Annotated in this window: 14 protein-coding genes; 9 read left to right on the top strand and 5 right to left on the bottom strand. The window is 53.9% G+C overall.

Translation table 11 applies throughout. The features are described from left to right. Positions 1 to 75 precede the first annotated feature (75 nt). From ACR0DX_RS03035 to ACR0DX_RS03025, 3 genes are all read right to left on the bottom strand, one after another. Positions 76 to 1326 (bottom strand): ABC transporter substrate-binding protein, encoded by a 1251-nt coding sequence (locus ACR0DX_RS03035; protein ID WP_170352689.1) that lies wholly within the window; start codon positions 1324 to 1326, stop codon positions 76 to 78. Between the two features lie 622 nt (positions 1327 to 1948). Continuing rightward, positions 1949 to 2656, bottom strand: a complete 708-nt coding sequence (locus ACR0DX_RS03030) for an IS6 family transposase (RefSeq protein WP_170352688.1) — start codon at positions 2654 to 2656, stop codon at positions 1949 to 1951. A 600-nt stretch (positions 2657 to 3256) separates the two neighbouring features. Then, positions 3257 to 4732 carry a Na+/H+ antiporter NhaC family protein gene (locus tag ACR0DX_RS03025; protein ID WP_170352687.1) on the bottom strand — a complete coding sequence of 492 codons (1476 nt, stop codon included), beginning with the start codon at positions 4730 to 4732 and terminating at the stop codon, positions 3257 to 3259. 177 nt (positions 4733 to 4909) lie between these two features. On the opposite strand from ACR0DX_RS03025, the gene ACR0DX_RS03020 reads away from it, so the two are divergent. The 3 genes from ACR0DX_RS03020 (at position 4910) to ACR0DX_RS03010 (ending at position 8813) form a co-directional block, all read left to right on the top strand. Then, a complete protein-coding gene (locus tag ACR0DX_RS03020; protein ID WP_480845116.1) occupies positions 4910 to 5971 on the top strand; it encodes a DUF1214 domain-containing protein in 1062 nt (353 codons plus the stop codon). Next, on the top strand, positions 5968 to 7044 hold the full coding sequence (locus ACR0DX_RS03015; protein WP_170352686.1) for a DUF1254 domain-containing protein: 1077 nt from the start codon (positions 5968 to 5970) through the stop codon (positions 7042 to 7044). The genes ACR0DX_RS03020 and ACR0DX_RS03015 overlap by 4 nt, the downstream gene beginning before the upstream one ends. Before the next feature lie 272 nt (positions 7045 to 7316). Then, positions 7317 to 8813, top strand: a complete 1497-nt coding sequence (locus ACR0DX_RS03010) for a BCCT family transporter (RefSeq protein ID WP_480845114.1) — start codon at positions 7317 to 7319, stop codon at positions 8811 to 8813. A gap of 96 nt (positions 8814 to 8909) precedes the next feature. Here the strand turns inward: ACR0DX_RS03010 and ACR0DX_RS03005 are convergent, their stop codons facing one another. Next, complete coding sequence (locus ACR0DX_RS03005) at positions 8910 to 9302, bottom strand: sodium/glutamate symporter (RefSeq protein WP_480549559.1); 393 nt, start codon at positions 9300 to 9302, stop codon at positions 8910 to 8912. 91 nt (positions 9303 to 9393) lie between these two features. Between ACR0DX_RS03005 and istA the strand changes: the two genes are divergently transcribed. From istA to ACR0DX_RS02975, 6 genes are all read left to right on the top strand, one after another. Then, complete coding sequence (istA, locus tag ACR0DX_RS03000; RefSeq protein WP_170352684.1) at positions 9394 to 10881, top strand: IS21 family transposase; 1488 nt, start codon at positions 9394 to 9396, stop codon at positions 10879 to 10881. After that, positions 10878 to 11633 (top strand): IS21-like element helper ATPase IstB, encoded by a 756-nt coding sequence (gene istB / locus ACR0DX_RS02995; protein WP_170352683.1) that lies wholly within the window; start codon positions 10878 to 10880, stop codon positions 11631 to 11633. Before istA ends, istB begins: the two co-directional genes overlap by 4 nt. 93 nt (positions 11634 to 11726) lie before the next feature. Continuing rightward, positions 11727 to 11972, top strand: a complete 246-nt coding sequence (locus ACR0DX_RS02990) for a DUF1214 domain-containing protein (RefSeq protein ID WP_480845110.1) — start codon at positions 11727 to 11729, stop codon at positions 11970 to 11972. 97 nt (positions 11973 to 12069) lie between these two features. Then, complete coding sequence (locus ACR0DX_RS02985; protein WP_170352682.1) at positions 12070 to 12996, top strand: transporter family protein; 927 nt, start codon at positions 12070 to 12072, stop codon at positions 12994 to 12996. A gap of 388 nt (positions 12997 to 13384) precedes the next feature. After that, positions 13385 to 14257: a hypothetical protein gene (locus ACR0DX_RS02980; RefSeq protein WP_170352681.1), complete on the top strand. Its 873-nt coding sequence runs from the start codon at positions 13385 to 13387 to the stop codon at positions 14255 to 14257. Between the two features lie 44 nt (positions 14258 to 14301). Further along, on the top strand, positions 14302 to 15120 hold the full coding sequence (locus tag ACR0DX_RS02975; protein ID WP_480549551.1) for a hypothetical protein: 819 nt from the start codon (positions 14302 to 14304) through the stop codon (positions 15118 to 15120). 277 nt (positions 15121 to 15397) lie between these two features. Here the strand turns inward: ACR0DX_RS02975 and terL are convergent, their stop codons facing one another. Then, the gene (gene terL, locus ACR0DX_RS02970) at positions 15398 to 15715 is read right to left on the bottom strand and encodes a phage terminase large subunit (protein WP_170352680.1); all 318 of its coding nucleotides are present in this window, start codon (positions 15713 to 15715) and stop codon (positions 15398 to 15400) included. Between the last annotated feature and the right edge of the window lie 47 nt (positions 15716 to 15762).

Raw genomic sequence — 15762 nt, 5'->3', positions numbered from 1 at the left:
GGGAACCGGGGGCTTGTCACCCACGGTACGACAGGGCGATTTTCAGGCCGCCCTATCGAAAGGATCACAGGTGGATCACTTGGCGATCGAGACAGCGTCGACCAGCTCGGTCACAGCGGTTTCGCTGTCATATTCGCCGTTAAAATGCGCGGTCACCACGTCATAGATCGCGTTTTTCACCGATGCAGGTGCTGCATGGCCGTGCGCCATCGAACCGAACAGGTTGCCAGAAGACGCTGCGGCAGCCAGATCTTTCATGCCTTGCTGACCACAAGCGTCCAGATCGCTGCCATCCACGTCGGTCCGGGCCGGGACGGAACCCTTCACCTTGTTGAATGCAATCTGGAAGCTCGGCGACAGAATGGCGCTGGCCAACGCGGCCTGTTCGGCCGAAACCGAACCGCCTTGGTCGAACATCATGAACTGGTCGGCATTGAAGGTGACTTGATCTTGCGTACCTGGGAAACGGAAACACAAAAAGTCCTGCCCCGGAACTTTACCGGCGTTTAGGAATTCACCTTTGGCCCAGTCGCCCATCATCTGGAAACCAGCCTCACCGTTGATGACCATGGCGGTGGCCAGGTTCCAGTCGCGTCCCGAGAAGTTCTCATCCACGTTGTCGCGGACAAAGGCCATACGGTCGAAGGCTTCTTTCATGGCGTCACCGCCCAGCGTATCCTCGTCCAGATCGATAAAGGCGGCCTTATAGCCGTCCGGCCCCAGCGTGGACATTGCAATCGCGTCAAACACGGTAGCATCCTGCCACGCCTGACCGCCATGCGCGATCGGAGTGACCCCGGCCGCTTTCAGTGTTTCAACCGCCGAAACGAACTCATCCCAGTTGGTAGGTTGCGCGATACCGTTTGCATCCAGAACCGCCTTGTTCGCCCAGACCCAGTTGGTCGAGTGCACGTTCACCGGAGCCGCAACCCATTTGCCGTCGCTCTTGGCGAAGGCTTTAAGCGCATCCGGGACCACATCGTCCCACCCTTCTTTCGCGGCGACTTCGTTCAGGTCTGCCAAGGCACCCTGATTGGCCCAATCCAGAATATCAAAGCCCAGGGCCTGAACGGCAGTCGGTGCATTGCCAGCCGTGACACGGGCGCGCAAAACGGTCATTGCCTGCTCACCGCCGCCACCAGCAACCGGCATATCGGTCCATCCGATACCTTGCCCAGACAGGTCGTCCTTAAGTACGTTCAGCGCGGCAGCTTCACCACCCGAGGTCCACCAGTGCAGAACCTCGACATCTTCAGCTTGCGCCAGGCTGGTCGTAGCCAGTAGCCCTGCCACAATCAGAGACTTCGTCTTAAGCAGATTACGCATTCTTGTTTCCTCCCTAAATGCGATATCATTGAACGGACCTTTTGCAGGCCCTTTGTCTTACGTGTTGCATTACCCAACTGTCCCAGACATCGCCGGGACGAAGGATCGCCCAACTTACCTCGAAGACAAAACGAACAAGTCATGTCCGCTGTCCCTCCCGCGTCTGACTGGCCCTATGAGGTCAATTCAACCAGACTTTGATCCATCAGGCCCCGCTTCTGAACGGCGGGCGCTTCAAAGCAAAAATGACATCGTCACCCTGATCTCTGCCGATGGACTGTAAGCGCTATCATTGGTCACCAAGAATGGTTCGTCCAGTGTTTTCATAGACAAGCTGGGCATAACCGATGCAGGCAACCGCTCTGTGCTGTCTGGAAAAGACCGAAGAATGACCGGTTGGTCCGACACCTTACATCGCCACACAACTTCCAACGGAGTTATAATCACGCGAAATCGGGCCGCATTGGATGTTGCGGTTAATCGGAAATCCGAGTGGTTTAATTACAAGGTGTGCAGATTGCGATAAGGCGCGCGTTTGACCAACGCTTCAACCTATGTGCGCAAGTGGCGGTGCTGTCAGACGAATTCGAACCAGTCTCAGTGTGCCGCGGAAACCGCTAACCTATCCGGAACAAAGTTGACGCCACTCGCTAAGAGCGGCGGCGCGGGTCAGCTTGAAGGTGTCTCGACTGGCTAACGATCTTTCCTGGTTGAAGTGGTTGCAAACGGAGGAATGGACGGAGGCGAATTTCTGTAAACTTCGCATGTGCCTGAAACGCAGCATCGCGCGTTCGCGTCGTCGAAACGGCAGGTGCGAGTTCTCGACTCGGTTGTTGAGCCACCTGCCCGTCTGCTGTTTTTCGGTAGCGCCAAGCTCTCTGAGAGCGGCCTGGTACGACGCGAAGCGATCCGTGACGACGGTTTTTGCTTTACCGTGCCGCTTCATCAATTTCTTGAGGAATTTCAGTGCTGCAGCTTTGTTTCGGCGTTTGGTGACAATGGCTTCCAGCACCTCGCCTTCATGATCAACGGCCCGCCAGAGATAGTGTCTCTTGCCATTCACCTTCACGAAAACCTCGTCAACGTGCCACTTCCATTTTGAAAAGGCTCGGAGTTGCTGAACCCGTTTTCTTCGGATCTCTGATGCAAACATAGGGCCAAACCTGTTCCACCAATATCGGACAGTTTCGTGGCTCACGTCGATGCCTCGCTCATGCAGCAGATCTTCGACATTCCGAAGCGAGAGTGGGAAACGGACGTACAGCATCACCGCCAGGCGGATGATCTCGGGGCTGGTTTTGAAATACTTGAAGGCGGCAGGTTTGGTCATTCCCAGACGCTACGAAACCGCCCTGCCCCGCTCAAGCAAAGTTCTTCTGACAAGACCCTTTCGACAACGTTGATGCGACGGTTCCGTTGGACAGGCAAAAAATAACCTTCAAGCTCGTTTATGACGTAACGCAATCCGAGGCGACGTTCGAAGACAAGGAAAATGTACGAAAAACATTCACGCAGTTGACTGGCTTAATGAAGAACTTCCATTATGCAGCGGACGGCACGCCCGAATACAAAGACACTTGGGAGCAGGTGCGAGAGTTGTGTCGAGAGAAATTTGGCGTTTAGGTTCCGGTCGCGGTAAAGTAAAGTCGAGATGATGCTGTCAGACCGACCCAAACTCGTCTCTACTAGGCCGGCACTGCTGTTATTTATCCTGAACTAAGTTCGCGCGCCTTGGGAAAACCGACGGCACTTGGCAGTCCGAAAGTGTCTTGGCTTGATGTATCTTTGTATTTTTCAAGAGGGTTCTCGATTGAAAGCACGCACTCTTTCTCGACCCGATACACTAGAAACCACCAATTGTCCGTGCAGCTCGAGATCTTTTTGTGGCGCGTAGCAGTCGCTTTCTCATCAATCGTATGAAGGAATGGGTTCAGCTGGAAGTTGATGAAACGTCACTTTTGTGGATACCAGAACCGTCTCCGCCGGAATCGTCCGTTCGGAAAAGCGCAGGCGCGATTGCGGCAAGCATGATTGCAACAAGCGGATTCAGCAGGTTGAAAAATGCAAAGGGCGCGTAAGTGGCCGTTGCAACTCCGAGTGTAGCAGCCATGTAGGCACCACAGGAATTCCACGGGATTAACGCGGACGTGACAGTCGCACTGTCGCCAACAGTGCGGGATACAGCGGTCTTTGACAGCCCGCGTTTGATAAAAGTTGAGCGGAACATCCGACCAGGCAATACAATTGCAATGTACTGATCAGAAGCGAGCAAATTGGTACCGATGCATGCCCCAACCAAGGCCGCAACGAGCGCGACAACGGACTTTGCTGCGTCCACAATCGGCTTCAAAATTCGTTCAAGAACACGAGTTTTTTCAACTACGCCGCCAAAAGCCAGTGCCGTCAGAATAAGCCAAATTGTGATTAGCATGCTTTCCATTCCCCCACGCGAAAGCAACTCGTCAATTCCGGGCCGACCTGTATCTGAGATGTAGCCATTGGCCATGGCTGACCAGACACCTTTCAATAGGCCCAACGTAGTCGGCAGGTTTTCGGCATCCGCAAACTCGATCACCCGTTCTGGAAGCAAAACGACAGCCACAATGCCTCCTATAAGTGCGCCCAAAAAAATGGTGGTAAAAGGAGGCCAACGTGTAATTGCCAAAACAAGAACGAAAATTAAAGGAATGAAGGGCACAACGCCCACGTTGTATTCGGCAGCAATTGCCTCAGTAATAGGCGAAGCGTCATATTCCTGCGGGCTGCCAAGAAACCAGAAAATTGCCAGAGTAATCAGAAGGGTCGGCCCTGAAGTCCAGAATGCGGCCTTAATGTGCTCATACAAATCGGCGCCCGAGGAAATTGCTGCCAGGTTGGTAGCGTCTGAAAGCGGGGATGATTTATCTCCGAAGTAAGCACCGGATATCACCGCGCCCGCCGTGATTGCCGGATTGAGTCCGATGGATGATGAGACACCCATCAATCCAATTCCAATCGTTCCTGCGACAGTCCATGAGGATCCAATGCAGAGGGCGACGACGGCACATATAACCGCCGAAGTCATATAGAAATAATCCGGCTGCAGAACTTTTAGCCCCCAATAGACCATGGCAACCAGAGTACCTGACATTGCCCACGTACCGATCAGTGATCCAACCGCGAGCAGAATAAAGATAGCGGTGATGCCAGTTGTGACACTTTGGACTGCTGCTTCACGCATTTCTTCTAGTGAGTAGCCGTTTTGATGCCCGATCCAAATTGCAACGAGCGCGCAAAATACTAACGCAATCTGATTGGGGCCGGATGCCGCTTGCTCTCCATAGAGGGAGTAAGCCGTCGCAAGGAGAACGACTAACACTGCGACCGGCACTAGCGCTTGTGTTAAAGAAGGTATTTTTCCGTTCATTTCTGATCTATTCGGTCATGCCTCTAAGTCGCTTGTCTCACGCATGACAAAGTTTGCCCAAATTGGCCATTTTCGGCCAAAATTGTGCGTCATGCGAGCGCACTATCCGTTTTAGCTTGCTCCAGACTAGTACAATTATAGTTTAGTAAACAAATTTCCAAAACCTATGTTTCCAATATGGGGTTGACCAAGATGTTTCTACGCAAGCTATACACTCTGATCTTGTTTCTGCCATTCTTTGCTGTTCCTGCATTTGCTCAGGACACCATCGAAAACTATATCCGCGAGTATCCCAACCAGGAACAAGTGCGCATGATGCAGCGCTGGCTTGAAACCAACGAGCCGGGCAGTTTTCAGTTCACGGGACTCGTCGACCCCACCGATGACACGGTGATCACGCCGCAGGCGACAGTGAATTACGGCTATAACTGGTTCAGCCTTTCCGAGGGGCCCGCGATCATCCGCACGCCGCGATACGACCGCTACTTCTCAGTGTCGATTTTCGACATGAAGCACAACATACCAGGCGTCATTGTGAACCCAGAATTGCCGATCCTGCTATACCGGCCTGGGCAAACCTTGCCCGAAGGCGATTTTCACAAACTGGCCCTTGAAACCGACCAAGGGCTTGCGTTCACCCGAATGGTCGTGGTCGACAATCTTGACGAAGTCATGGCACTGAGCGGTGAAATCGTGATGGAAGGTGGTCAGGGCGACATGGACCGCGACGTGCAGCGATTTTCGCCTGAGACCGAGGCGGCTGCACTGACGCTGATCGAAACCGCCGTGCCACTGGTGGATACTGACAAGATTTTCGGGTCGGTTTCAGGTGATGTGGGAGAAATTCACGCTGCTGTAGGAGTGTTTCAGGGACAGCTTGGCACGCCGTCCAACGTGGTGAGGTACGGCCTACTGGCGTTTGACGAAAACGGCCAGCCTTTTAACGGTGATGACACATACGTTCTGACCGTGCCTGCAAACATCGTCGAAGACGGTGGTTATTTCTCCGTTACGGTTTATGCGTCCGCCAATAAGCTACTGATCCCGAACGACAAGGGCATCTACGATCAAACCAGCTATACAGCGGAGCCGAATGAAGACGGCACCTATACCGTGACGCTCAGCCCGTCCGGCGAAGGGCAGAACGGTATTCCGACCGGAACACCGTTTTATGGCGTCCTTCGCGCCTATGTTCCGGTTCCCGGCACTGACTTGACAGTCGAGGTTGAAACAAAATGAAAAACGCATCCAAGAAGTTTCACAAGATTGCTGCCGCCCTGTTTTGCAGCACTCTGATCGCACCGCCGTCATTGGCGGATATCCCGGATATAGACAGTTCCGGCTGGTCCACAGATCCGAACGATTACGGGATGAGCGCCGCCGAATATATCAACGCAGACAGCCGGGCGTTCTTCGCGAACTTCATGGGTCGCTCTGGCATCAACCAGTTCTTTCACTTCACGAACCTGTCCACCGCCGACGACCGCTGGGTCGTCTCGCCCAATAACGACACCATCTATTCGATTGCGATTGTTAATACGCGACAGGGGTTCACGCTGGATGTGCCAGATGTGGGCGACAGGTTCCTATCGATCCAGATCATTACGGAAGACCACATGACTCCGTTCTACCTGTACGGGGACGGTCAATACACATTCTCGTCCGAGGAGTTCGAGACCGATTTCGTCGCCGTTGGCATTCGGACCGGAACAGATGCTACGCCTGACGATGTGCGTGTGGTGACCGAAGAACTCCAACCACAGTATGCAATTTCAGGTGCCGCGTCAGAGGATAATCTGCAGAGCTTTGACGCGGAGGTACTTGAAAGGGTGCGCGCAGCCCTGCTGGCGGAGTATTCCAAACTGCCTTCATCGTTCGGTGCGATGCAGAAGCGGGTCGCCGATGTCGAGGACTGGGAGTATTTCACCTATGTCACGGCAGGCGCCTGGGGTTTGTCGGCAGACGAAAACGCAATGTACGCTATTGGTGGTCCTGAAAACGCGGTGGGAGGCACTTGTTATACGGCAACCTTCGCGGAAGTGCCGGTCGATGCATTCTTTTCCATCACGGTGTATGGTCCGCAGAAATACCTGATGTCGGACACGGATAACATCGTCAGCTCAAACCAGGGCGTTGTCAGCAACGACGACGGCTCGTTTGACGTTGCATTCGGTGGCGAGGACTGTCGCGGACTTGCACCTAACTTTGCCTTCACGCCTGAAGATGGTTGGAACCTGCTACTTCGGGCATATCGCCCGGATGTCGAAGAGTTTCGAGCCTATCGTGTTCCGGATATTGTTCCAGCGGAATAAAGGCCTTAGTTTGGGTTGTATCACTCTATGAAGCCTCTTTTCCAGCACGATCGTCTAGTCCAAAACCGGCTAACTTGCAGGACTGACAATGAACAGACTCCCGATGTCAAAAGCTATTGCTTTGGCTATACCGCCCACCGGCTCCAGAAACCGTCGTGCCAATGGGCCAGTGACCCTCTATGCGCTAACAATCAAACTGGACTAGTCAGATCAGGCTGCTCATCGCCCCATAGCGTCGCTTATCCCGTGAGGACACTTTCGTCAGAGCCAACATGAACTCCAATACGACCCTTTTGGCGACATCCCTTGTTGTTATCACCGCCGCAGGCCTTTGGGGCATTCTCGACCCCGGCGGAGCCTTAAACACATCGCGCGCGCTTGTAGAGGTCTCATTTGAAAGCCGTGGCTGGTTCATAATGCTGGCTGTCACGGGCCTGTTGTTTTTCTGTATAGCAGTTGCGGTTTCTCCGCTCGGTCTAGTGCGGTTAGGGAAAGACGAGGACAGACCTGAGTTTTCGACGCCTGCATGGCTTGCGATGTTGTTTTCAGCCGGCATGGGCGTGGGATTGCTATTCTGGGCTGCCGCCGAACCCCTTACGCATATCACGTTTGCGCGCGACTACCTCCCGGAACCGGAGGCCGCAAACGAAGCACTGACAACAACACTATTTCATTGGGGTCTTCACGCCTGGGGTATTTATACCGCCACGGCGCTTTGTATCGCCTATTTCGCATTTCGGCGCGGTACAGCCATGATGATGAGTGCGCCTTTACGCTTTCTGTTCCCGGGAGAGCGTTGGGCCAGTGTTGTTGGCTGGTTTGCTGACTTTGCGGCAATAACCGCCATCGCCATAGGTGTCGGTGGCTCCATTGCTATGGGTGTATTCCAGGTTGCTGATGGTATCGACATTCTGAGCAGCGGAGACGGTGCGAGCGTCTGGCTGACCAGTGTGGTTTTTGTCGCTCTTGTTGTGTGCTTCCTACCGCCGCTGATGGTCGACCTTGGAGCGGGTATGTCGCGGCTGTCAAATCTGGCCATGATCCTCGCTGGTTTGTTGCTGGCGTTTGTCGTTCTTTTCGGGCCTACGCAATTTCTCATGAATTCTGTGCTCAGCAGTTTTGGCGACTACATTGCCGAGGTCATTCCGCGCGGGTTTCAGACCTTCACCTTTTACGACGACGGATTGAACCGATGGTTCAAGGACTGGACGCTCACCTACATGGTTTGGTGGATCGCATGGGGTCCGTTCGTCGGCGTGTTTATCGCCCGCATATCCAAAGGCAGGACGATCCGGGAGTTCGTCCTGGGTGTGCTGGTTGTTCCTACAGTGTTTTCGATGATTTGGTTCGGTGCGTTCGGAGGGATCGGAATGTTCGATACGCTGTACGGGACCGGTGAATTGATGACGGTGACGCAAACGAACATCGACAGAGTGACGTTCGAATTACTTGCGCGGCTACCTTTGTTCGAAGTCACAACCCTTGTGACAATTCTTGCCGCTTTTCTTTTTATCGTAACCAGTGTGGTCAGTGCGGCCTTTGTTCTAGGCACCTTCTCAACGGGCGGCAATCCTGAACCCGCCCCGCGCATCCGGTTGATCTGGGGCATTCTGTTGGGTTTGCTGGGGGCCGCGATGATCGTGTCCGGCTCTATTGATGCCGTCCGCAGCATGATTGCACTTGGTGCCCTGCCCTTTGTCTTTATCCTGCTTTTATTGGTGACCTGCCTCGCCCGCGCCTTGAAAGATGAGCTCAATGCTGACCGGTGATCTGATCAACACTGTTATGAATATCTCTGCCTTTTGCTTTCTGGGAGCTCTGGTTTGGGTCTTTGCCAAACCCTCCAAACGCGACAAGGACGACCTCTAAAAGTTCAAAAACACCTGAACGATTAGAGCGTTCACCAAATCCACGAAGAATGCGGAGACACGCAGCAGGGTAATGACGGCAAGGGGCGCCGGACCATACCGTTTGGCAACCGAGGACATATTGGCAATCGCTGTTGGCGTTGCACCGAGCACGAAACCAGCAAAACCGGAGCTGAGGACTGCGGCTATGTAATTGCGACAAAGCCCGACAAACAATACCCCGGGAATAAAGGCTATGGCGACGACGACTTGCATGAGAAGAATAACAAACAGCGTGAGCCCGAGATCCGCGAGAGTCCATAATTGCGTACTCATCAAGGACATGGCGAGGAACACAGACAGGCAATAGTCCGAGATGATTGTGAGAGCGGCGGTGAGAAAGTCGTCCACGGTAGCGGCGGGATGACCCTGCTGCGGGCGGCGTAAAAGTCGTCCATCTTTGCCCTTCTTTTCGTAACGGGGGGGCGGGAGGATCTTTTCCGTGGATTTGTATCGTAGAGTTCGTCTGGCCTGTGCCGAGGGTATGAGTCAGCGAGAAGCGGCCCGACATTTCGGGATATCTCGTGACAGCGTTCGCAAGATTTTGGCGTTTTCGGTCCCACCTGGTTACCGGCGGTCAGCACCGATCCGGCGGCCCAAGTTGGATGGCTTCACTGGGATCGTTGATCAGTGGCTGTCGGAAGATCGGCAGCGACCGCGCAAACAGCGGCATACGGCCAAGCGGATCTTCGAGCGACTGCGCGATGAGCATGGCTTCGAGGGTGGTTACACCATCATCAAGGATTATGTTCGGGAACATGGTCGACGGCATCGCGAGATGTTCGTACCGCTTAATCATTCACCCGGCCATGCTCAGGCCGACTTCGGCGAACCGGTTGTTGTGATCGGTGGCATTGAACAGAAGGCCCGCTTCTTTGCCTTGGACCTTCCACATAGCGATGCCTGTTACGTCCGGGCCTATCCGGCGGCGACCGCGGAAGCCTGGATGGATGGCCACGTCCATGCCTTTAGGTTCTTCGGGGCCGTTCCGAAGTCGATCCTGTACGACAACGACCGGTGCCTTGTGGCGAAGATCGAGCCCGACGGAACTCGCAGGCGCGCGCGGCTGTTCAGCGAGATGCTGTCCCACTACGTGATCCGGGACCGCTACGGGCGTCCTGGCAAGGGCAACGACAAGGGGTCCGTCGAAGGGCTGGTTGGCTATTCCCGGCGCAACTTCATGGTGCCGGTCCCGAGTCTTCCGACCTGGGATGCCTTCAACGACTGGCTCGAAGAGCAGTGCCGGAAGCGCCAAAACGACAAGCTGCGCGGGCACAATGAGACGATTGGAGAGCGGCTTCAACGCGATCTGGAGATCATGGCGCCGCTCCCCGCCCGGTCCTTTGACGCCTGTGACCAGGCATCGGGCCGGGTCAGTTCCCTGTCGCTGCTGCGCTATAAGACCAACGACTATTCCGTGCCGGTTGCTTACGGCCATCGCGATGTCTGGATCCGCGCCTATGTTGACCGTGTGGTCATCGGATGTGGTGGGGAGGTCATCGCGCGGCATGTTCGCAGCTACGACCGCGAGGACATGGTCTTCGATCCAGTTCATTACCTGCCGCTGATCGAGAAGAAGATAAACGCTTTCGAACAGGCGGCTCCGCTGGCCGGATGGGAGCTTCCCAAGGCGTTTGATACTCTCCAGAAGCTGATGGAGGCACGCATGCTGAAAGCTGGGCGGCGCGAATACGTGCAGGTCCTACGGCTGCTCGAAAGCTTCGAGATGGAGGAGGTTCATGCTGCCGTGAAGACGGCTCTCCAGATGGGAGCAATCAGCTTTGATGCCGTGAAGCATCTGGTGCTGTGCCGGGTGGAGCGGCGGCCGCCGAGGCTCGATCTGGATGTCTACCCGTTCCTGCCACGGGCTAAGGTGGCGACGACATCTCCGGCCAGCTACATGTGCCTGACAACAGGTGCCTCGACATGACGGAGACACCACAGATCCTGCTGAACCACCGACTCAAAAAGCTGAAGCTGCCGACCATCCTGCGGGAATACGACAAGCAGGCTCGGCTCTGCGCTGCCGAAGGGAGAGATCACGTCCAGTTCCTGGCCCGTCTGATCGAGCTCGAACTCATCGACCGGGAGCGGCGGATGATCGAACGCCGGATCAAGGCCGCGAAATTCCCCGCGACCAAGAGCCTCGACAGCTTCGATTTTGCCGCGATCCCAACCCTCAACAAGATGCAGGTGCTGGAACTGGCGCGTGGTGAATGGATCGACCGCGGAGAGAACGTCATCGCTCTCGGCCCCAGCGGCACCGGTAAGACCCACGTGGCGCTCGGCCTCGGTCTGGCCGCCTGCCAGAAAGGCCTGGCGGTTCGCTTTACTACTGCCGCGGCCATCGTGCACGAGTTGATGGAAGCCCGTGACGAGCGCCAGCTCCTACGCCTTCAGAAACAGCTGGTGAAGCAGAAGCTCCTGATCATCGACGAGTTGGGCTTCGTGCCCCTCAGCAAGACCGGCGCCGAACTGTTGTTCGAACTGATCTCTCAGCGATACGAGCGCGGCTCGATCCTGATCACCTCGAACCTGCCCTTCGACGAATGGACGGAAACCTTCGGTTCCGAGCGTCTCACCGGTGCCTTGCTCGACCGGTTGACCCACCATGTCAGTATCCTGGAGATGAACGGAGGAAGCTATCGTCTCGCACAGAGCAAGGCCCGGCAGAACTCCTAAGGCACAGAAGAGATTGGTCCTGACGGACCAAGACGCCTTGGCAACCGCCAGCTATTTGGGAGCGCGTTTGCCAAGGCGCCGGTCAACCAAACAGTGGACGACTTTTGCTCCGCCCAATGGCCGGTTATTACGCCGTTGACATTGGATACCGAATTGGTGACCAATCCGGACGGTAGCGTGGACATTTACTTCGGTCCGGAAGCGCCAGAAGTGAAAGGAGGCAATTGGGCCCCAACGGTCGCGGGACGTGACTATTTTCTTCTATTCCGCTTCTACGGACCCACGGGCCCTTTTTATGACAAATCTTGGGTTCTTGGTGATCTGGAGAGAGTAGAGTGAACAGTATTGCCGTCGAGAACAAGGCTCGGAGCGCGAACATGGATGCTACCAGAGCAAGAAACCCACATCTTTTCCAAATGCCTATAGGGAGGCGAAATTGAGAAAATTAGAAGCCGCAAGAAACTGTTTTAAGGTGCGCCCGGATAACCGTTCCAGAACAAGAACAAGTGTGGCTTTTGTCGCTGGCATCGTTTCGTTGATGAGTGCTGATCTGGCCTTTGCGCAAGAAGAAAGCGATTTGGCCAGAGCCAATCGCGAAATTGCCAACCCTCTGACAAACAACACGCTTTTTATCTTCGAGTCAGACACTTTTCGTTTGCGCGGTGACATCACGGATGACGACAAATGGGGCAATGTCACTATTATTGAGCCTCTTATTCCATTTGCGATTGGTGACACCGGCTGGACGTACATCATGCGACCAATTGTGCCTTTAGCTTTTTCTGTCGATACCCCGGAAGCTGGACCATCGGGTGTGAGTTTTGATAGTAATTCTGGCTTGGGCGACATTGGATTACTGAACTTGTTTACGCCGGGCATGAATGCCAAAGGATTTCAGTGGGGGATTGGGGCAACTGTACAGGCTCCGACAGCCACCGATGACGCACTAGGCTCGGAAAAATGGACGATCGGCCCGTCTGCAATACTTGTAAAAAACACTTCGTTGCTGCGCCCCAGAGACTTTACTATGGGCCTTTTGATGCAAAACTTCTTCTCCTTCGCCGGCGACGATGATCGTGAAGACGTGGACCGAACAACACTTCAGTACTTTGGCACTTGGTCGATTACGGACCAATGGGGTCTTTTGACGGCACCAACCATAGTTTGGGACAGAACTCGAGACGACGAATGGTCTGTGCCTGTGGGTATGGGCGTGTCCTATACAACTAGGCTTGGCTCTAAAGGTATTCCCACACGTTTCGTTCTTGAGGGTCAGTACTTTGTTGAACGACCTGATGACTTCTCTGCTGACTGGAACATCCGGTTCGCCATGGCGATGTTCTTGCCGAAAGGCGGCAGGTAAACTTTGCAGTAAGTGCATCTGCCCTGTCTGAAAACAACGATGAAATCTGGAGATCAACTTTTGACAAGGAGTCAATATTATGAAGACAAAAAGTATCGCAGCGATTATTGCATCTGCATCAATCGGCGTCTCTCTGGCTGGTCAAAAGCTCGTCCTTACTCAAAGCGGCTCATAAGAAACGCGTCATTGTAGACATCTCCATCATGCGACGGCATCGTGTTGTACGTTTGCCGTTCGCTTCAGATGGTGGATATATACTTGCGCGTCAAAAAAATCCAATGGGCTGGATACTTGATGATCGGTTTTCAATTTATTGTCGAAAGGATTACGACTATTCCGAAACTCGGTCTTGTGATGGAGAGCCACTAATGAAATGGACTAAGCCGACGTGAAGTATATTCGCTGTTTCGCAAACAGAAGAAACAACTTTCTATCGACATTTCGTCTCGCAATGATCGTGGGAATCGCATCCGGCTCGCCGGCTGTTTCTGAAGATGCCGCCCTCAATTGGTCTCCAACCTCAACGAGAAGCATGAGCGCGTCACCTTGGCAATTCTCCGGCGCTATCTACGCTTGGTTGCCAAACGCACCTGCAGACATCACCGTTGGCGGTCGCACGTTTACGTTCGATGAAAACATAGACACCATTCTGGACTCCGCGCTCTTGGCCTTCGAGGGCGAGCTCTCTGCGCGGAAAGGTCCGCTTGGTCTATTTTTCGCAGCCATTTACTACGAAGGCGAGTACGACGACACAGCCATAGGCCCGCTTGGAATAACTCGGCAAAACGAGTTGGAAGAAAAAGCCTGGTTGGTAAACTATGGTCTCTCATATGAGATCGGAACCTTATCATTCGGGGGCGCACCAGATGCGACCAGGGTTGCTGTCTCGCCTTTCGTCGGTGGTACATATTTTCATGACGAAGTGTCTTTGACGGTCACTCCTGGTTTTCTATCTCCGCAGTTCGATTTTGACACCACGGTCGAATTTCACACACCTGTCGTGGGCTTGGATACACTCTGGAGTTTTTCAGACAAATGGGGTGGCAGAATACGAGCGCACTATGGCGGCTTTGGCGGAATTGATGGTGTAGAAGACACATGGGAGGTTATCGCCGGTTTGACTTATGCAACTGAAGCGTGGGGTAGAAATGGTAGATGGTACGCAGGATGGCGCCACACTGACATTGACTACCGCAGTGGCGCCGCTGACCTGGCTTTGGAAATAAGCGGACCGTTCTTCGGGTACGAGGTCGACTTTTAGAACAACTGGATCAAGCACGGCATAATTTTGGCAGAAGGAAAAAAATGTTGATCAAAGCAGAAACACAGAAACACTTTACTGCAAAAAGCATACTTTGCTCTATCGCCTTAAGCTTGCTTGCGGCGTTGCCCGTATCTGCTCAGAGCAGTTCAGACGATGCTGCACAAGCCAACAACCCTTTGGCTAATTTCACGGCATTCAACATCCAAAATTACTATATTGATGAATTCACCGGTCCAGGGGATGAAGATGGCAATCAGCTTGTGCTGCGGTACGCTCAGCCTTTTAGTATAGGCAACTCCAACTGGCTGCTGCGTGCGTCTTTGCCTTACAACAGCTTTCCAGTTGGGCCGGGTGGTTCTACGGAAAGCGGGATCGCTGATTTTGATGTTTTTGCTGCCTACCTGTTCGATACAAAAGATCCAGCTATCAGCTTTGGCCTTGGACCTCAGATTGTAGTCCCAACTGGTGACGACGATGTCGCAGCATCGCAATGGCAATTGGGCTTTGCCAACGTGATGTTCAATGCGCGATCCCCAAAACTCCAGTTCGGCTATCTATTGACTTGGCGGTATGGCGTTGGCAGCCTTGACGGAAACGATCGGGTCAATGCCGGTGCGTTTCAACCGTTCGCTTTCTACCAGCTGGGTAACGGATGGTACACGGGAGGCGCCCCGGTATGGAGCGCAAACCTTGAGAACGGCGACTACTCTATTCCTCTCGGCATCCGTCTAGGCAAAGTTTTCAAAAGGGGATCAACCGTATTCAACGTATTTGCTGAACCTCAAATTTCCGTTGCAGACAGCGGGGTAGGACAGCCTGAAAAGCAAATCTTTCTGGCTGTAAATATGCAGTTCAAGTGATTAATACTTAGAAAACTGAGTAAATGCTGTCATACAGATGTCGTTGCCGCAAGGCGGCGGTCGAAACATCAGATCATGAATCCCGGGACTCATTCGCTGCAAAGCGCAGCGTACTGGCTGTTCTACCGGCTGCTTTGGGCTCAAAGCCGTCATCCGACGGCATTAGCGATTAGACCGGTTTGTGGTTGCGAGCGGTCATTGGGGCCGCTCTCAGGATTGGTCCGACATCGGCCCTCCCAGTACTATTCAACGAGTTTTCAAGCTTGACGCTGAGGTTCTACCGCCGTCTGATCCGCTCGCGACGGCGCTCGCGACGTTCGATGTTTATCTGATGATCATGGCCTAGCGCCCGATAGAACCCCACTTCCTTGGACCAGTTCACAAAGTGGGCAAAGCTGTCGACCTGATCGTCGTTGCGTCCGCGTGGAAAGGATTGAAGCTCTCGTTTGAACACCGGCAGCCAGGGTGCATCTGCAGGCAGATAAACCTTGCCCTCTTCGACAGGACCGCAAGCGGACTGGAACCGGGTTTCCTTGTCCTTGTCGGGTTTAATGCGTTCGTAGCGCCGACGGTCATCACGAAACAGCTCGTCCAAAAGGTGCTGTCAGACGAATTCGAACCAGTCTCAGTTTGCCGCGGAAA

This window comes from Ruegeria sp. D3, assembly GCF_056534465.1.
This window is presented reverse-complemented; position numbering and strand designations above follow the sequence as displayed.